This is a genomic window from Caballeronia pedi, assembly GCF_001544915.2.
In the GTDB taxonomy this organism is placed as follows: Bacteria; Pseudomonadota; Gammaproteobacteria; order Burkholderiales; family Burkholderiaceae; genus Caballeronia; species Caballeronia pedi.
Genome location: NZ_FCOE02000015.1, coordinates 97511 through 113310, shown reverse-complemented (window position 1 = coordinate 113310; position 15800 = coordinate 97511). Strand labels below are relative to the sequence as shown.

The 15800-nt window shown below is 64.8% G+C and carries 19 protein-coding genes; 9 read left to right on the top strand and 10 right to left on the bottom strand.

From position 1 onward, the window contains the following. Positions 1-121 precede the first annotated feature (121 nt). Positions 122-1783, bottom strand: a complete 1662-nt coding sequence (glgA, locus tag AWB80_RS22480; RefSeq protein WP_061176854.1) for a glycogen synthase GlgA — start codon at positions 1781-1783, stop codon at positions 122-124. Positions 1784-1827: 44 nt separating this feature from the next. On the opposite strand from glgA, the gene AWB80_RS22475 reads away from it, so the two are divergent. Next, positions 1828-2019: a hypothetical protein gene (locus AWB80_RS22475; RefSeq protein ID WP_143328126.1), complete on the top strand. Its 192-nt coding sequence runs from the start codon at positions 1828-1830 to the stop codon at positions 2017-2019. Positions 2020-2053: 34 nt separating this feature from the next. On the opposite strand, the gene AWB80_RS22470 is transcribed toward AWB80_RS22475, so the two are convergent. Further along, positions 2054-2710 (bottom strand): DUF1345 domain-containing protein, encoded by a 657-nt coding sequence (locus AWB80_RS22470; protein ID WP_061176852.1) that lies wholly within the window; start codon positions 2708-2710, stop codon positions 2054-2056. Between the two features lie 250 nt (positions 2711-2960). Here AWB80_RS22470 and AWB80_RS22465 point away from each other — a divergent pair, with 250 nt between their 5' ends. Then, complete coding sequence (locus AWB80_RS22465) at positions 2961-3698, top strand: metallophosphoesterase (protein ID WP_061176851.1); 738 nt, start codon at positions 2961-2963, stop codon at positions 3696-3698. A 53-nt stretch (positions 3699-3751) separates the two neighbouring features. Next, the gene (locus tag AWB80_RS22460; protein WP_061176850.1) at positions 3752-5068 is read left to right on the top strand and encodes a DNA topoisomerase IB; all 1317 of its coding nucleotides are present in this window, start codon (positions 3752-3754) and stop codon (positions 5066-5068) included. A 13-nt stretch (positions 5069-5081) separates the two neighbouring features. Here AWB80_RS22460 and AWB80_RS22455 read toward each other — a convergent pair whose 3' ends face one another. The 3 genes from AWB80_RS22455 to AWB80_RS22445 form a co-directional block, all read right to left on the bottom strand. Then, complete coding sequence (locus AWB80_RS22455) at positions 5082-5813, bottom strand: RES family NAD+ phosphorylase (protein WP_061176849.1); 732 nt, start codon at positions 5811-5813, stop codon at positions 5082-5084. Beyond that, positions 5813-6247, bottom strand: coding sequence for an MbcA/ParS/Xre antitoxin family protein (locus AWB80_RS22450; protein WP_061176848.1), 435 nt, complete (start codon positions 6245-6247; stop codon positions 5813-5815). The genes AWB80_RS22455 and AWB80_RS22450 overlap by 1 nt, the downstream gene beginning before the upstream one ends. 93 nt (positions 6248-6340) lie before the next feature. After that, entirely contained in the window at positions 6341-6613 is a 273-nt protein-coding gene (locus AWB80_RS22445; RefSeq protein WP_087131520.1) for a DUF2866 domain-containing protein, read from the bottom strand. 278 nt (positions 6614-6891) lie between these two features. On the opposite strand from AWB80_RS22445, the gene AWB80_RS22440 reads away from it, so the two are divergent. Together AWB80_RS22440 and AWB80_RS22435 are read left to right on the top strand one after the other, a co-directional pair. Next, positions 6892-7116, top strand: coding sequence for a hypothetical protein (locus AWB80_RS22440; RefSeq protein WP_061176847.1), 225 nt, complete (start codon positions 6892-6894; stop codon positions 7114-7116). Positions 7117-7133: 17 nt separating this feature from the next. After that, entirely contained in the window at positions 7134-7442 is a 309-nt protein-coding gene (locus tag AWB80_RS22435) for a hypothetical protein (RefSeq protein WP_061176846.1), read from the top strand. Positions 7443-7534: 92 nt separating this feature from the next. Here the strand turns inward: AWB80_RS22435 and AWB80_RS22430 are convergent, their stop codons facing one another. Then, positions 7535-7693, bottom strand: coding sequence for a DUF3309 family protein (locus AWB80_RS22430; protein WP_086971801.1), 159 nt, complete (start codon positions 7691-7693; stop codon positions 7535-7537). Positions 7694-8022: 329 nt separating this feature from the next. Further along, on the bottom strand, positions 8023-9606 hold the full coding sequence (locus AWB80_RS22425; RefSeq protein WP_061176899.1) for an inorganic phosphate transporter: 1584 nt from the start codon (positions 9604-9606) through the stop codon (positions 8023-8025). A 176-nt stretch (positions 9607-9782) separates the two neighbouring features. On the opposite strand from AWB80_RS22425, the gene AWB80_RS22420 reads away from it, so the two are divergent. Both AWB80_RS22420 and AWB80_RS22415 read left to right on the top strand, forming a co-directional pair. Next, positions 9783-11240: a CHAD domain-containing protein gene (locus AWB80_RS22420; RefSeq protein ID WP_061176845.1), complete on the top strand. Its 1458-nt coding sequence runs from the start codon at positions 9783-9785 to the stop codon at positions 11238-11240. Positions 11241-11284: 44 nt separating this feature from the next. Continuing rightward, complete coding sequence (locus AWB80_RS22415; protein ID WP_061176844.1) at positions 11285-12109, top strand: TOBE domain-containing protein; 825 nt, start codon at positions 11285-11287, stop codon at positions 12107-12109. Between the two features lie 30 nt (positions 12110-12139). Here the strand turns inward: AWB80_RS22415 and AWB80_RS22410 are convergent, their stop codons facing one another. Then, complete coding sequence (locus AWB80_RS22410; RefSeq protein ID WP_061176843.1) at positions 12140-12826, bottom strand: phosphatase PAP2 family protein; 687 nt, start codon at positions 12824-12826, stop codon at positions 12140-12142. A gap of 334 nt (positions 12827-13160) precedes the next feature. Between AWB80_RS22410 and AWB80_RS22405 the strand changes: the two genes are divergently transcribed. Both AWB80_RS22405 and AWB80_RS22400 read left to right on the top strand, forming a co-directional pair. Beyond that, positions 13161-14339, top strand: coding sequence for an extracellular catalytic domain type 1 short-chain-length polyhydroxyalkanoate depolymerase (locus tag AWB80_RS22405; RefSeq protein WP_061176842.1), 1179 nt, complete (start codon positions 13161-13163; stop codon positions 14337-14339). Positions 14340-14476: 137 nt separating this feature from the next. Beyond that, positions 14477-14650 carry a DUF3563 family protein gene (locus tag AWB80_RS22400; protein WP_087131518.1) on the top strand — a complete coding sequence of 58 codons (174 nt, stop codon included), beginning with the start codon at positions 14477-14479 and terminating at the stop codon, positions 14648-14650. A gap of 62 nt (positions 14651-14712) precedes the next feature. On the opposite strand, the gene AWB80_RS22395 is transcribed toward AWB80_RS22400, so the two are convergent. Next, positions 14713-15132, bottom strand: coding sequence for an organic hydroperoxide resistance protein (locus AWB80_RS22395; protein ID WP_061176841.1), 420 nt, complete (start codon positions 15130-15132; stop codon positions 14713-14715). Positions 15133-15263: 131 nt separating this feature from the next. Then, positions 15264-15725 carry a MarR family winged helix-turn-helix transcriptional regulator gene (locus tag AWB80_RS22390; RefSeq protein ID WP_061176840.1) on the bottom strand — a complete coding sequence of 154 codons (462 nt, stop codon included), beginning with the start codon at positions 15723-15725 and terminating at the stop codon, positions 15264-15266. Between the last annotated feature and the right edge of the window lie 75 nt (positions 15726-15800).

The window sequence follows — 15800 nt, the reverse complement described above, 5'->3', positions numbered from 1 at the left end:
GCGCCACGGTCCCCAAGTGATCGTCAACGCACGGCGAGACAGCACGTAGCGTGCCGCGCCCGGCGTGCCCGGCTCAGTGCAACATCAGGGCACTACTATGGAACAACTGCGGCGGACATGCTCAGGCAGTGCGCGCAAGCGAATGCGCGTCGTGCGCCTGCGCGGGCATCTGAGCGGGCGCCTGCATGATGTCGGCAACGCGGCGCGGGCGCAGTGCCGTGCGGCTCGGGCGCGCATCGCTCACGCCGACGTACAGTGCGACCATCTTCGTGACGGCTTCGTTCCATCCGAAATCGCGGGACATCGCGTTGCGCTGCAGCGCCCGCCACACTTGCGGGCGCATATAGGCGTCGAGCGCGCGGCTCGCGGCGTCGATGACATCGCCCGCGCGTTCGCCATCGAAGAGAAAGCCGGTGGGCGCGTGCGAGGCGCGCGGCGCGGGCATCGACGCGATCGGCATGTCGTGCGTGCCGTCGCGCAGCAACACCGACGGACGCAGCGCGGAGTAGGCAGCGTGATCCGCGTTTTGCGCCGCATCGACGATCGTGTCGGCGAGGCCGCCCACGCGCGATGCGACCGGCAGCGTGCCATAGCGCATCGCGTACATCTGCGTGAGGCCGCAGGGCTCGAAACGGCTGCCATGCAGCAGGATGTCGGCGCCCGCGTGCAGTGCATGCGCGCGCCGCTCGTCATATCCGATATACACGCCGACCCGGTCCGGCCATTCCTGCGCGAGCTTCCTGAAGCCGGCTTCGATATACGCTTCGCCCTTGCCGATCACCGCCAGCTGCAGGCGCGGATGTCGCTCCAGCAGACGCGGCAACGCTTCGAGCACGACATCGGCCAGTTTCTGACCGGTCATGCGGCTGCCGATCGCCATCAGCGGCGCGAACGGATCGACGGGCAAGCCGAACTTGCGTTGCAGCGCGCGCTTGCAGGCGTGCTTGCCGCGCATATCGTCGAACGAATAGTTGCGTTCGATGAGCGCATCGGTAGCGGGATTCCACGCCTGTTCGTCGATGCCGTTGACGACGCCGCACAGCTTGTCCGCGCAGCTTTGGAGCACGCCTTCCATCAGATGCCCGAAGCGCGGCGTGAGAATTTCGCGCGCGTAGGTTTCGGAGACGGTCGTGACGCGATCGGCATGCACGATGCCGGCTTTCATCAGACTCAGCGCGCCGTAGAACTCGATGCTCTTTGGATCGCTGAGCGCGTGCACGAGCCACTTCTCCGGCACGCCGAGCGACGCACCAAGCGAGCGCGCGTAGTTGCCCTGGAATGCGAGATTGTGGATCGTGAATACGCTCTTTGCGTGCACGCCCGCATGCTTCATCAGGAGCGGCGTGAGGCCGGTATGCCAGTCGTGCGCATGCACGATATCGGGCTTCTTCACGCCGCGCACGCCTTGCGCGATTTTGACCGCCGCGGCCGAGAGCGTTGCGAAGCGGATCGCGTTGTCCGGGTAGTCGCGGCCCTGCGCGTCCTGATAGAGGCCGGTGCGCGCGTAGAGCGCGTCGCAGCGCAACAGCAGCACCGGCACGCCGGTGTCGGGCATGCGCGCGCGCAACAGCGTCGCATCGCCGCCAGGCAGGCCCCTGAGCGTGCCGACCTTGCTCAGACCTTGCGCCTGGGCGATCGCGTTCGGGTAAGCGGGAAGCAGGATGGTGGCGTCGACGCCGGCTTCGCGCAGTGCGGCGGCGTAGGCGCTGACCATGTCGCCGAGTCCGCCGGTCTTGGCGAGCGGGACGGCTTCGGAGGCGACCAGCAGAACGTTCAAGGGCAAAGTGGGCTCCTATGGAAGCGGAATGCGCGGGTGAACGGCCGCGCATGCAAGTGCTGATCGGGATGGGATTCGGAATGGCTGGCGCATGGCAGCAATCGGTGTGCCACGCGTCGCGATGTGTGCAGTGCAGCATGCCGGACGATGGCGACGCGCGCTTCGGCCATGCGCGAAACGGCACGAACACGCCGCGTGTAAAACTGACAGCGGCGCGCGCCGCGTTTTTACACGGCGCGTGAGATGAGCTTATGGCGTGCGCGTGACAGCGTCGTTTCAGCCGCCGACCATGCTCGCCGCGATGTTGATGGAGAGCCCCAGCACCGCGAGGTTGAAGAAGAACGACAGCACCGATTGCCCGAGCGCCGTGCGGCGCGCGGAGGTCGAGGCGAGCGCGACATCGGCGGTCTGCGAAGCCACGGCGATGGTGAAGGAGAAGTAGAGGAAGTCCCAGTAGTCGGGTTTCAGATGCTGGTCGGGAAACCTGAGCGCGGGATCGTTGTCCGGCGACTGATAGTAGTGCCGCGCGTAGTGCAGCGTGAACATCGTCGGGATCAGGAACCAGGCGCCGAGCATGGTCGCGCCGGTCAGCAGGTAATGCAGCACCGCGCCGGCGCCCATGTTTTTCGCGGTCGACAACTCCACGACGATCGCGACAATGCTCGCAATCGCCGCGACGCTCACGATCATCAGCACGGTCGCGGCGTTCTCGTCCTCGCGCTCGGCGAGTTCCTGCACGTCGCTCTGGCGCGCGGTCGCCATCTTCAGCCAGATCAGCACGAGATAGAGCCACACCGCGGTGTCCCAGCCGAGCAGTGCGCGCGCAGTCGGACGCACGTGCGCCGGAATCAGGGCGGCCACGACGCAACCGACCAGCAGGGCGATCAGGGCGCGCGGCCGGTTGCGCAGGACGGGCGGGAGAATCTGCTTCATCGCGTTTGATCCGCATGGGAGCCAGGCTTCGCTCGATGGCTGCGATTATTGCCCGCCCGCCTTTCAGCAAGCTGAGTGTGAATTCGTCGCGCAATAAATGCGGTTTCGGATAAGCTGGGGCGGCAGCTTTTACGTCGATGACGAGCGCGCACGTAACGCCGATGTAACGGTTGTCGAGCCGGCTTCCAGATTGCTTGCAAAAGCGATGCAGCCCTCACACGGTGTCATTGAGCAGCGCTATCATCCACGCATGAATGGTCCTACCTATCCTATCGTCTGCAGGCATCCCGTCAACGAAAGCGGCCGCGATTTCGTGGTCGGCGATCTGCATGGCTGCGTCGATGCGCTGCGCTATCTGCTGCACGAAATCGGCTTCGATGGTGCGCGGGACCGGCTGTTCTCCGTCGGTGACCTCGTCGATCGCGGTGCGGATTCGCTCGCGGCCATCGATCTCATCGACAAGCCGTGGTTTTATGCCGTGCGCGGCAATCACGAGGATTCGCTGATCTCGGTCGCGACCGGCACGATGCGGCGCCAGTCGTGGTATGCGATCGGCGGCGAGTGGGCCGAATCGGTCTCCGATGAGCAACTCGCCCAGCTCGCGGCGCGGCTCGCGACGCTGCCGCTGGTGCGTATCGTCGGCGAGGGCGCGCAGCGTTTCAATGTGTTGCACGCGGAATTTTTCGGTTGCGACGCCGAACTCGACACCGCCGATTTCCCCGACGACGTGCGCAACCAGATCCTGTGGGGACGCGGCCTCGCGCTCGGCCACGCGGACCCGGCCCAGCAATATGGTCTGTCGCCCACGTACTGCGGCCACACGCCGACGCGCACGGTGAAGCAGATCGGCGCGCAGATCTTTATCGATACCGGCGCGTTTGCGTCGGACGGGCGGCTCACCATCGTCCAGCCCGGCACCGACGAGCGCTGGTCCGTGAAAGAGCGCTGGGCCACGGCGGAAGGCGCGGGCGCGCTCGCGCTGCCCTGACCACAGGTAGTCCGGCACGCGCGTTGCTCGATGTTTCGCCATCAATCGAATGCATGGCGAGGCGCACGGTGGCACGAATCGAAAACGACATCGAGACGGGAGGCGTGCAGGGCTGCCCCGAGGATCTGCCGCCGGGCTTGCGCTACATGGACGATTCGCGGCGCGGCTACACGCGCGAATGGACCGACGGCGCATTCGCGTACTTCAACACGCAGAGCAGGCGAATCGACGATGAAGCGGAGATTCGCCGCATCAATGCGCTCGCGATTCCGCCCGCTTACACCAATGTCTGGATCTGCCCCGACGCGCGCGGCCATCTCCAGGCGACCGGGCGCGATGCGCGCGGGCGCAAGCAGTATCGCTATCACCCGCAATGGCGCGAAACCCGCGACGCCACCAAGTACGAGCGCATGCTCGCGTTCTCCGGCGTGCTGCCGAAGCTGCGCTCACGCGTCGCGCGCGATCTGACGCTCGACGGCATGCCGCGCAACAAGGTGCTCGCGACTGTCGTGCGCCTGCTCGATACGACGCTGATCCGCGTCGGCAGCGAGGAGTACGCGCGCGAGAACCGTTCGTATGGGCTGACGACATTGCGAAAGCGCCATCTGAAGGTATCGGCGGGGATGCTGAGGTTCAGGTTTCGCGGCAAGAGCGGCATCGAGCACGATGTCGCGGTAAGCGATGCGCGTGTCGCGCGCATCGTCAAACGCTGCATGGATCTGCCGGGTCAGGATCTTTTCCAGTATCTCGATGCGGACGGCACGCGTCATTCGGTCAGTTCATCGGACATCAACGAGTATCTGCACGAGATCACCGGCGCGGACTTCACCGCGAAGGATTATCGGACGTGGGCCGGCAGTGTGTTCGCGCTCGCGGCGCTCAGAAGGCTCAAATGGGAGACGGTGACGGAGGCGCGCAAGCATGTCGTCGGCACGATCAAGGAGGTCGCGCAACTGCTGCGCAACACGCCCGCCGTGTGCCGCAAGTGCTACGTGCACCCCGCGGTGATCGACGCATTCGAGGCGGGTGAGCTGGCGGAGACGTTGCCTGCGTCGCGGCGCCACGGACTCAAGACCGATGAAGCCGCACTCGCGATCTTCCTCGATAAGGAAGCGAAGCGCCGCACGCGCGAGGCGGCGCGCAAGAACCGCAAGGGCGCCACGCCGAGCGACACGCGCCTCACGAAGCTGCTGACCGAATCGAGTCGCAAGGCGCGCGCCGGTGCGCTTAAGGCGAGCGGCAAGAATGCGGCGGGCCAGGCGCTGGAGCAGGTTGTCAGGAAGCCGGCGAAAAAGGCCGCGCGGCCGGCGTCGAAGAAACTCGCGCGCACGCGCACGGAAACCGCGGTGGCGATCGGCTCAGGCGCGTGAAACGTTTGCCCGGTCAGCCGATCTGGTTCAGCTCGAACACATAGTCGACCGTTTCGCCGTTCCAGTTGTACTCCAGATAGGCCGCGTGACGGCAGTCGCGCAGCATGGTCGTGCGCAGGGCGGCGAGGCATTCGCCTTCCGGATCGCGCACCGACGGATACGCGATTCCACGCGCTCCCGCCGCCCGCACCGCGCGGCCGAGCGCCTTGCCCGGAGCGTAATCATCCGGCGCGAGAATGCGCGGATCGAGCCCCGCCTCCGCGATCGCATCGCCGCGCAGATCGACGACTTCGCCGTGCGCCCGCACCGTGTAGAGGCGCATCTGCTGACGCAATGGCGCTTCGTTGGTGGCCGCGAGAAAGAGGCCCGAGTGATAGCGCGTCTCCGCGATCGCCGTCTGCCGTTCGCGACCGCAATAAAACACGCCGTAGCTGCCGTCGGAAAAGCGGCTGCCGTTCGGGTTCAGATGCGTGAACGCCGCCATGATCGGCCCGCATCCCGGTCCGAAGCAGCGTTCCTCGGGCGGCACGAGATCCAGTTCGCCGACTTCGGTGCGCAGGCGGTCGTTGGTCATCGCTTCGAGCGCGTAGAGCGCCTCGAAATCCTGCGGCGAGGCGACCCGGTCGAAGAGATTGACGGCCGGAAAGCGCGTCGGAATCACGCGGTACGCGGGCGTCCAGTCGAGCAGACCGTGCGGCCATCGTTCGCGCCAGTTCGATGTGTCCTTGCTGAATGCGATCCCCATCACGCCCAGCCGCCTCGCATTGCGTCGAGGTACTGGCGCACGGCGACGAGATCGCTGATGTTGCCCGCCAGCAGGCGATCGAGCGCCGGACGACCGCCGAAGGGCGGCGCGGCGTTGGCACGGCGAATCCAGGTATCGGCGGCTTTCGGGTCGGGCAGAAGGATTTGCAGCGCCTTGTAGATGCCGAGAATCAGCGACAGGCGCTCCAGCGTGTCGCGGGCGAGCCGCGCGGACTCCGGGTCATGCTTCCATTTGAAAAACGTGGAGCGCCCCGGCGAGCCGAGCAGCGTGATCTGCTCTTCGGCGGAAAGCGCCCAGTCGCGAGCGATATTGAAGAACGCGCGCAGGCCGGCGGCGGAGAGATCGCTCGAATCCAGCGCCGGACGCGGCACCGGATGGCCGGCCGACGCGGCGGCGTGTGCGGCGTTGGGCATGTCGTTGAGTCTCCAAAGGAACTTTCAACGAATATTAGTCCATATCTGGATTAATACAAGCATGCCATGAGTGTTTCTGCTCGTAGCGCCGGATCAATCCTCGTCGTCGGACGGGCCGTAGCGGCGGCCTGGAACATGGGATTTGAGTGCGTCGGCGATCTGGGAAGGCGTGCAATTGGCGGGAACCACGCGGCGCTGCACGCGCGGATCGTTCTTCAGCGCCCACTCGACCATGCGATATGCCGGTCCCCACGGCGGTTCGACGGGCAGTGACAGACGGCATTCGCGCAGGGTGAGCGCATACTGCTTGCGCAACGTCGGTGCGAGGTTGGCGGGGCGTCGGCGCGCGGCGGTATTGGCGGACATGGCAACATTCCTCACGTTAATGGCTCGGCCGTCCGATGCGGACGGAGGCGATGGAGCCGGATCGTGAGTCGAGTGTGTCGGTAGAGAATTAAGGGCGACTTAATTCGCGGGGGCGCAGCCGACAGGCGCGGCGAAATGTCACCACACGCCGCTGAAGTCGGCTCGGCGCGTCGGTCAAGAGGCGCTTCGGCATTTTCACCACGGCACGCAGCGCCTGTTTGCCGCCGCGATCGCTTACTGTATATTCGTACAGGTTGTCCGCGACAAGGAGGTTGCCGATGAATCCACGCAACGATCCGCTCGAAGCCGCCGCGCTCGAACGGTTCATGCGCGCGACGCGCGCGGTCCACGCAGCGTTCGACGCCACGCGAGGCGAGCCCGATTCCGGGCAGGACGGGCGCTTTGTCGCACGTGCGCTTGCGCGACTCGACGCCGCGTTGCGCGAGTTGCAAACATCCGAGCAGTCGCTCGACGCCATCCTCTCGCGCAGAGCGGGTCACTAATCGTTGGAGCGAATCACTTGAAGCGCGTATTCCTGATCGTCGTTCTTCTGATCGGCTCGTCGACGCTATTTGCGGCCGAGCGCTACACGGAAGTCTGGAATCCTCCCGAAGCACAGAGCGTCAAGGGCAAGAGCAAATCGCACGCGAGCACGCAGGCCTCGGCCAAGAAGAAGCGCAAGAGCGCCACCGCGGTGAAGCAGGTCGCCGACAAGACCGCCATCGAACAGCCGCCGGTGACGCCGCGTCCGAAGGCTTCATCGCCGAAACAGACCGAGCCGGTCATCCCGCGCAAGATCGAGCCGAACGGCCAGGTGATGCGGGTCTAGAAGAAGTTCACAAAGCGTAGACGACAAAAGGGGCGCCCCGACGGAGCGCCCCTTTTTCTTTGCGACTGAACGCGGCTGGCAGCCGCATCGCTTCATAGGCGACCCATCAGCAGCAGGACGATCACCACGATCAGCACGACGCCGACGATCCCGCTCGGTCCGTAGCCCCAACTGCGGCTGTGCGGCCACGAAGGTATGGCGCCGATCAGAATCAGGATCAGGATGATCAGCAGTATGGTTCCGATCGTCATTCGACTTCTCCTTGTTCAAATAGACCGCGTGGGCGAATCGGCGCCCGGCGCGGCCTCCCAACTGTCATCGACAGTCATACGCCAGGGGCTCGGCAGCACGTGGCCGCCGGCAGATCCGTTGTGCGATCGACGAGAGCAATAGAGCAACGGTTATGCCAGCGCGCCTGAAAGCCCGTGGAACAAGGCGCTCGCCGTTTTGGTGAGCGCGCGCGTGAGCATACGATTGTCGAAAAGGAGAGGTGAAAAGCGGTGGGGCGGGCAAAAGTTGCACGGCGCGAAGCATCCCGTCGATGGGATTCTCCGCGCCGTTCCTGAGCGCCGAAGACCGATCAGAACAACCCGCGGAAGGCCCAGAACAGCAAACCCGCGAGCGCGATCGATACCGGCAGCGTGAGAATCCACGCGAGCGCGAGGCTGCGCACGGTGCGCCATTGCAGGCCCGAGCCGTTCGCGGCCATCGTGCCTGCGACGCCCGACGACAACACATGTGTCGTGCTGACCGGGAGGCCGTAGACATCGGCGGCGCCGATGGTCAGCATCGCGACGAGTTCCGCCGACGCGCCTTGCCCATACGTCAGATGCGACTTGCCGATACGCTCGCCGACCGTCACGACGATGCGCTTCCAGCCGACCATCGTGCCGAGGCCGAGCGCCACCGCGACGGCGACCTTCACCCACGTCGGGATGAACTTGGTCGCGTGGTCGAGCTGCTTCTTGTAGTTGTCGAGCACGGCGGTGTCATCGGCGGAGAACGCGGGCGTCTTCTGCTTTTCCATGATGCGCAGCGCTTCGGACGCGATGTACATCTCGTTGCGCACGTTGCGCACGCTGTCCTGCGGCACGCCGGCGATCGTCTGGCTCGGGCGGATTTGCGCTTCGATCGAATCGACCACGCTCTTCAGCGACGCGATCGTGTCCGGTGCAAGGGTCTTCGTCTGCACGAACTTCTCGACCTGGCCGCGCGCGTCGGCGGCGGGCGCCGCGCCGTTGGTGTAGCGCTGCAGCACCTCGGATGCGCTGTGGCTCACCGCGACGAAGGTCTGCGTCTCGTTCGCCGTCACGGCCTTGTTGAGCGCGTAGGCGGTCGGCACCGTGCCGATCAGGATCAGCATGATGAGGCCCATGCCTTTCTGGCCGTCGTTGGAGCCGTGCGCGAATGACACGCCCGTGCAGGTGAGAATCAGCAGGCAGCGAATCCAGAACGGCGGCGGCGTGTTCTTCTTCGGCTCCTTGTAGAGCGCCGGCACGCGCACGACGAGCTTCAGCACATAGAGCAGGAAGCCGGCCGCGATGAAGCCGATGATCGGCGAAAACAGCAGCGATTTGCCGACCGACGCCGCCTGGCTCCAGTCGACGCCCGACGTGCCGTTGGTCCCGTGCAGCATCTGGTTCATCAGGCCGACGCCGATCACCGAACCGATCAGCGTATGCGAACTCGAAGAAGGCAGGCCGAGCGCCCAGGTGCCGAGATTCCAGATGATCGCCGCGATCAGCAGCGCGAACACCATCGCGAAGCCCTGCGAGCTGCCCACGCCGATGATCAGCTCGACCGGCAGCAGTTGCAGGATGCCGAACGCCACCGCGCCGCTCGACACCAGCACGCCGATGAAATTCCATGCGCCCGACCAGACGACGGCGAGGTTCGGCGTCAGCGAGTGCGTGTAAATTACCGTTGCGACTGCATTGGCCGTATCGTGAAAGCCGTTGACGAACTCGAAGCCGAGCGCGATCAGGAGCGCGATGCCGAGCATGATGTACGGAAACGCCGACGATTCGCGCACCGGCGCGAGATCGTCGAGCAGATGCATGACGCAGTACACGGCGCCCGCGAAAATCGCCAGCAGGAACACCAGCAGCGCGAACCGCTGTCCGGGCGTGCGGCCGTTCTGGGATGGGAAGGCAATCTGGTTCATGTCGCGTCCTTGGGGCCGGGCTTGCGCGAGGTCGTATGAGAAGTTGAAAGGCAGACGAGCAGCGTTCAGAAGCACAAATGGCCATGTTTCCTGCGCCATGTGTCGATTTCATGACGCGGGGGAAACGGGCTTTTCGTATGACTTGACAGCGGCGCGCGACCGCTTCGGGAGACTTCATGACGGTGTGGGTCGAAGTGGCGCTGCAATCGCATCGTTCCGGCGACGGTTCCATCGGCGCGCTTGCCGACGCGTTGCAGCGCGTTGCCGCCTTCGCGGGCGTGACGCCCGCGAGCACGCGCTTCACGACGCGCGACGTTCCGCTGAAAACGCCGGGCTGGCGGCTGTCGATCGATACGCTGGACGGCGCGCGCACGCTATGCGCGGTGCAGGCAGAGGGCACGCCGATTTCCGGCTTCACGCGCTACCGCACCTTCGCGCGGCCTGCGGGCGACGATCTGGCGGCATCGCTGACGGAATTCGCCCACGCCGACGGCGCGTTGCGCGAACCGCTCGACGTGCCGCTGCCGGATAGCGATGCGGAGCGCGAGATCGCGCGCATCGAATGGCGCATCGACGCGGGCGGCGCGGACATCCTCGCCACGCTCGAAACTTCCAGCGAGGGGCCGCCGACGTTGCGGCTCGCGGCGGCATCGGTGGACGGCGCGCTCGATGCCGTTTTCAGGGTCGCGGGCGAGGTCATCGACGCAGCGCCGTTTTTCATCGCGCCGGACGAAGCGCAGGAATCCGAGACGGCGCCCGTGCATGCGGCAAGACTCGATCTGCCGCGCACCGCGACGCGCCACGATGCGTTCGTCGCGATCGCGGCGTCGGTGGCGCAGCAGTGGTTCGGCAACGCGGCCGCATCGCATGCAAGTCTCGGCGATGAGCACGTGCATCAGTTGCGCGTCGCGCAGCGGCGGCTCAAGACGCTGCTGAAACTCTTCAAAAGCTATGTCGACGATGCCTGGAACACGCGCATCGCGCCCGATCTCGAGTGGTTCGGCGAGCTGCTCGCCAATGCGCGCGACTGGGACGTCTTCACCGATCAAACGCTGCCCGCCTACGCCGAAGCAGACGACAGCGCCGAGCGCTGGCAGACGCTCATCGCCGCCGCCGACATCAAGCGGCGCATCGCGCGGGACGCGGTGCGCGACGCGCTCGCGTCGAAGCGTTACGCGCGTCTGACGCTCGCCTTCGTCGAATGGCTCGCGCGCTTCGCGTCACAGGAAGATGCAGAGCCGGTACGTCTGGTCAGCTTTGCCGAGAAGCGTATTCGCAAGGATTATCGGCGCATCGCGCGCGTGCCCGATCTCGCGTCGCTCGAAGCGCACGAGCGGCATCGCGTGCGTATCCATGCGAAGCGGCTGCGCTATGCGCTCGAATTCTTCCGTTCGGTCACGTCGCGGCGCACGCGCAAGAGCACGGCGCAGCGGCTCGGCGAATTGCAGACGGTGCTCGGCGAAGCAAACGATGCGGCCGTCGCCGCCGACCGGCTCGCGGCCATTCCCGAGGCCAGCGACTACCAGCGCGGTTTCGCGCGCGCGTGGGGCGCGGCGTCGGCGAGAAAGGATGCGCAGGAAGGCGAGCGGCTGCTTCGCTCGATGCATCGTCCGCGCGTGAAGCGGTCGATATAATGCGGTTCGCGTTCATCGTATAGGCACGTCCGCAGAGGCAACAGATGACCAAAACAGCATCACCAGCGGTGCGCGATCCGCTGAAACTCGGCGGCTCCGTGTGGCTGAGCAGCGGCACGGAGACGCTCGGCGGCGCGGCGCGCATCGGGCTTCTGGCCGCGATTCGCGATGCGGGCTCGATCACCGGTGCGGCGAAAGCCGTCGGCATGAGCTACAAGGCCGCGTGGGATGCAGTCGATACAATGAATAACCTTGCCGGCGAACCGCTCGTGACGACCGCGGCCGGCGGCCGGGGCGGTGGCGGTACGACGCTCACGCCGGCGGCGCTGCGTCTCATCGACACATATCGCGCGGTCGAGCAGGAGCATCGAAGATTTCTGGAAAGAGCGGGCGCGGCCATCGAAGGCTTTGCCCATGACTGGCAACTGATCGGGAGACTAGGAATGAAAACAAGCGCACGCAATCAACTGGCCGGCAAGGTGACGAAGGTCACGCGCGGTGCGGTGAACGATGAAATCGAACTCGGTTTGCCGGGCGGCCAGACGATCGTCGCGGTCGTCACGCACGAAAGCACCCAGTCGCTCGGGCTGAAGGAAGGCAGCGACGCGTTCGCGCTCATCAAGGCGTCGTGGGTCATGCTGATGGAAGACACGAACGCGAAGTTGTCGGCGCGCAATCAGTTGCGCGGCACGGTTGCCAGCGTGACGAAGGGCGCGGTGAATGCCGAGGTGACGCTTTCGCTCGACGGCGGCACCACTGTCGCCGCGATCATCACGAATCAGAGCGCCGACACGCTGGGGCTCGCGCAAGGTCAGAAGGCCGTAGCGGTGATCAAGGCATCGAGCGTGATCATCGGCGTGAACGACTGAGCGTCACGCCATACGAGCGCGCCGGCCGCGTCAGGCGGCCGCGCGCTCTTCGGATTGAACTTCGGTGCGGCGCTCAGGGACGCGATAGGTTTTCGCCTTCCAGCTCGCCCGCACGTAAGGGCGCTCGTGGCCCGACAGCCCGAGCGCGATTTCGGTGATCCAGCGCTGAGTCGGCACCGGCACGCCATGCAGGGCGACGAGGACTGCCGCGAGGCTCGCGGCGACGGGCGTCGCCGCAAGCTTGCCGGATTCGGCCCGCCACGCGATCCACACGAACGCCAGCGCGACCACCGCGCCGAGCGCACAACCCGCCACCACTTCCGACACCGAATGCGCATCGAGCACGACGCGCGATACCCCGACCCATACGCCCACCAGCAGGCCGATCGCGACACCGGCCGCGCGGAATGCGCTGCGCGCGGGCAACAGCGCGACGAAGATCGCGACTGGCAGAACGGCCGTTGACATCAGCGCGTGTCCGCTGATGCCGGTGAAATCGAGATGACGAACGCCGATGCCCCAGCCGATGAAAGCGATCTTGCTCAACGCGACCAGACCGCTCGCCGCGCCGAGCAGTGCGAGCCATGCAAGTGCGTATTTCCAGCGATAGCCGAGTGCGAGCCATGCGGCGACGATGAGCGCCGCAGGGCCCATGACGCCGACGCTACCGAGCGCGGTGATGGAGATCCAGGCGGAGATGGGCAAGTCTACGGTCATTAGTATTCTTGGGAACGAGGTTTGCTGCAGTGCGGCAGCCTTGGCGCAAATGATGCTCAAGCTGAACGGTCAGTGTGCGCCGCCGCAGATCGACAGAAGTATAACGCTTGGGAAGATACTGAATTATGCGACATTCCTTAAAGCAAGCAGACCGTTACATCGCGTAACTTGCGTTTAATTTTGCCTAATGTATTGAATTTACGTTAACTCATCCCGATATGTGAGTGGCGGGCGCGCGACGGTCAGCCATGTTTGGTGTTATTGTGCAATGCACAACCCGGCGCGATCTTTCGTCGCGCCTGTCGACTTGCATGTTTGTGGAGGACCCAGCCGAATGTCGAAAAGCCTTACCAAGCTCTGGTTCCGCGGCTTGAGACGCCTGGTCGCCGGCCAAGTGGAATCGTTTCGCGCACCGAAGCCCCGCCCGGCGGCCAAACCCGCGCGCGCGAAGACCGTCAAATCGAAGCTGAAGTCGGGCGCGGCCACGAAGGCGACCGCGACCGCCAAGGCGACTGGCGCGCCTCGCGCCAGTGCGCGGCCGGCCATGCGCGAGTCGCGCGTGCGGCCACGCGCATCGGCGTGGGCGCGCGGGAAATGGGCGCGCTCGTATCACTCCGCACCGCCTACAACCGGCCGCTTCGTGAATCACATGTCGTATGCGCTTTACATTCCGCCGAAAGACGGCCCGGAACCGATGCCGCTCGTCGTGATGTTGCATGGCTGCAAGCAGAACGCCGACGAATTCGCGCAAGGCACGCGCATCAACCTGCTTGCGGACCGGTACGGTTTCGCGGTGCTCTATCCCGAGCAGTCGAAGCACGATCACGCGCATCGCTGTTGGCGCTGGTACGACGATTCGGGCGCGGGCGGCGGTGGCGAGGCGGCGTCGGTCGTGTCGCTGGTGGGCGCGATCGTCCAGCAGCATGATCTGGATCCGGAGCGCGTGTATGTCGCCGGCATGTCGGCGGGTGCGGGGCTCGCAGCGTTTCTCGCCGTGCGTTATCCGTATGTGTTTGCGGCCGTTGGCCTGCATTCGGGCGTGGTCTTCGGCGAGGCGCGCTCGGCCATCGGCGCGATGGACGTGATGCGCCGTGGCAGCCGAAGCGATCCCATCACGCTGATCGACGCGGCCGTCGATGTGCGCGAGTATCCGGGCATGCCGGCGATCATCGTGCATGGTGAACTGGACTCGGTCGTCACGTCCGCGAACGCCGAACAACTGGCGAAACAGTTTCTTCGGCTGAACGGCTTTGTCGATGCCGCGGGCAATCGCCGCGCGGGCGAAACGCGGGAGGAAACGCAGCCGGACGGCGTCGTGACGGATTACGTCAAGAACGGCAGACGCGTGGTGAAGACCGCGATCGTGCGCGGCCTCGGCCATTCATGGGCCGGCGGCGACGATACCGTGGCATTCCACTCGTCCAAGGGTCCGGACTCCTCGGCGCTGATGTGGGAGTTTTTCAAGCACCAGCGGCGGCCGAGCGTGGCCGCGCGCGATGTCTACGTCGCCTGAGGGCGGGCGGACCGTTTCGAGTGTTGCAATTTGGTCTTTAGTATCAGCGTTCTAGCAAACACGGCTGGTGTTGAGTCAGGGATTACCCTATAATCGGTTTCATAGGTAGTTACCCCAGTATTCAAGCGAGGCCCACCATGTTCCTGCTCAGCCGCATTTTCCTGTTCCTGACCAAATCCGCCGACCAACGCGACCGCGAGCGCGACGACGCTTACCTCGCCGAAGCAACGGATATCTACGATCTCGAATATCGTATGAAGAAGCTGGACCAGCGCGTGACGGCGCGTCACCCGTCGTGGATGTCGAACTAAGATTTCGATTCAGCAGTTTGAAAATGCCGGCCCGAAAGCCGGCATTTTTCATTTCCGCTATCTCAGATGACTTTCACGCGCACATCGACGTTATTGCGCGTGGCGTTCGAGTACGGACAGACCTTGTGCGCGGCATCCACCAATGCCTGCGCTTCCGCGGCGTCGAGACCCGGCAACGAAACGCGCAGCTCGATGTCGAGTTTGAAGCCACCCGTATCGTTCGGACCTACTCCCACGTCGGCCGTGACCGTCGTATCGGCCGGAACTGCGCGTTTTTGCTGGCCGCCAACGAACTTCATCGCCGACAAAAAGCAGGCCGAATAGCCCGCCGCGAACAGTTGCTCGGGGTTCGTGCCCGGCGCGCCTGATCCGCCGAGTTCCTTCGGCGCGCTCAATTTCACGTTCAACTGCTCGTCCGAAGACACTGCGCGGCCATCACGTCCACCCGTGCTCGTTGCGGTTGCCTTGTACAGAATGCTCATCGTTTCTCTCCGTCGGTTTCGGTGTCTGTTGGGTATTGCGTGAACCACGGAAGAAATATATCGCGATAACAATTAGCGTGCAAATTAAAAATTATCAATCGATTCGTTGAGAATTCGCTATCGGGCGACAGTCACGCGTCGAGATATTCGTTGAGCGAGGCGCGCAGGCGCACGAGGTCGTCGCGCAAGCGCAGCATGGCGTCGGCATCGGAGCCCGATGCGCAGTAGATTTCCGGCGGAATCGCCCGGGCGGCGCGTTTGAGATCGCGACCGACGTCAGTCAGCCGGATATGAACCTGCCGCTCGTCCTCGACTCCACGCACGCGCTCGACATAGCCTTGCGCTTCGAGGCGCTTGAGCAGCGGCGTCATCGTCGCGGAATCCAGCGCGAGGCGCGCGGCGATGTCCTTCACGGTCAGATCGTCGGCTTCCCAGAGCACGAGCATCGTCAGATATTGCGGATACGTCAGCCCGAGTTTCTCCAGGAGCGGCTTGTATGCCTTCGTCATCGCGAGCGATGTCGAGTAGAGCGCGAAGCACAACTGCTGATCGAGTTCGAGCGGGAAGTCGGGCGAGGCGTCGGGCGAAGTCATGGAAGGCGCGGCAAAAAGGCCGGGGCGGCCGATGGCGCTAGTGTACGTGCAATGCTTCGCGCACGAAGGATCGCC

What these genes read in the sequence shown, in the direction of transcription:
- AWB80_RS22460 (WP_061176850.1), top strand. Translation starts at nt 3,752, where the DNA reads ATGGCGAGGCGCACGGTGGCACGAATCGAAAACGACATCGAGACGGGA.
- AWB80_RS22420 (WP_061176845.1), top strand. Translation starts at nt 9,783, where the DNA reads ATGACGGTGTGGGTCGAAGTGGCGCTGCAATCGCATCGTTCCGGCGAC.
- AWB80_RS22425 (WP_061176899.1), bottom strand. Translation starts at nt 9,606, where the DNA reads ATGAACCAGATTGCCTTCCCATCCCAGAACGGCCGCACGCCCGGACAG.
- AWB80_RS22455 (WP_061176849.1), bottom strand. Translation starts at nt 5,813, where the DNA reads ATGGGGATCGCATTCAGCAAGGACACATCGAACTGGCGCGAACGATGG.
- AWB80_RS22405 (WP_061176842.1), top strand. Translation starts at nt 13,161, where the DNA reads ATGTCGAAAAGCCTTACCAAGCTCTGGTTCCGCGGCTTGAGACGCCTG.
- AWB80_RS22475 (WP_143328126.1), top strand. Translation starts at nt 1,828, where the DNA reads ATGCAAGTGCTGATCGGGATGGGATTCGGAATGGCTGGCGCATGGCAG.
- AWB80_RS22430 (WP_086971801.1), bottom strand. Translation starts at nt 7,693, where the DNA reads ATGACGATCGGAACCATACTGCTGATCATCCTGATCCTGATTCTGATC.
- AWB80_RS22445 (WP_087131520.1), bottom strand. Translation starts at nt 6,613, where the DNA reads ATGTCCGCCAATACCGCCGCGCGCCGACGCCCCGCCAACCTCGCACCG.
- AWB80_RS22465 (WP_061176851.1), top strand. Translation starts at nt 2,961, where the DNA reads ATGAATGGTCCTACCTATCCTATCGTCTGCAGGCATCCCGTCAACGAA.
- AWB80_RS22400 (WP_087131518.1), top strand. Translation starts at nt 14,477, where the DNA reads ATGTTCCTGCTCAGCCGCATTTTCCTGTTCCTGACCAAATCCGCCGAC.
- AWB80_RS22415 (WP_061176844.1), top strand. Translation starts at nt 11,285, where the DNA reads ATGACCAAAACAGCATCACCAGCGGTGCGCGATCCGCTGAAACTCGGC.
- AWB80_RS22390 (WP_061176840.1), bottom strand. Translation starts at nt 15,725, where the DNA reads ATGACTTCGCCCGACGCCTCGCCCGACTTCCCGCTCGAACTCGATCAG.
- AWB80_RS22470 (WP_061176852.1), bottom strand. Translation starts at nt 2,710, where the DNA reads ATGAAGCAGATTCTCCCGCCCGTCCTGCGCAACCGGCCGCGCGCCCTG.
- AWB80_RS22450 (WP_061176848.1), bottom strand. Translation starts at nt 6,247, where the DNA reads ATGCCCAACGCCGCACACGCCGCCGCGTCGGCCGGCCATCCGGTGCCG.
- AWB80_RS22440 (WP_061176847.1), top strand. Translation starts at nt 6,892, where the DNA reads ATGAATCCACGCAACGATCCGCTCGAAGCCGCCGCGCTCGAACGGTTC.
- AWB80_RS22410 (WP_061176843.1), bottom strand. Translation starts at nt 12,826, where the DNA reads ATGACCGTAGACTTGCCCATCTCCGCCTGGATCTCCATCACCGCGCTC.
- AWB80_RS22395 (WP_061176841.1), bottom strand. Translation starts at nt 15,132, where the DNA reads ATGAGCATTCTGTACAAGGCAACCGCAACGAGCACGGGTGGACGTGAT.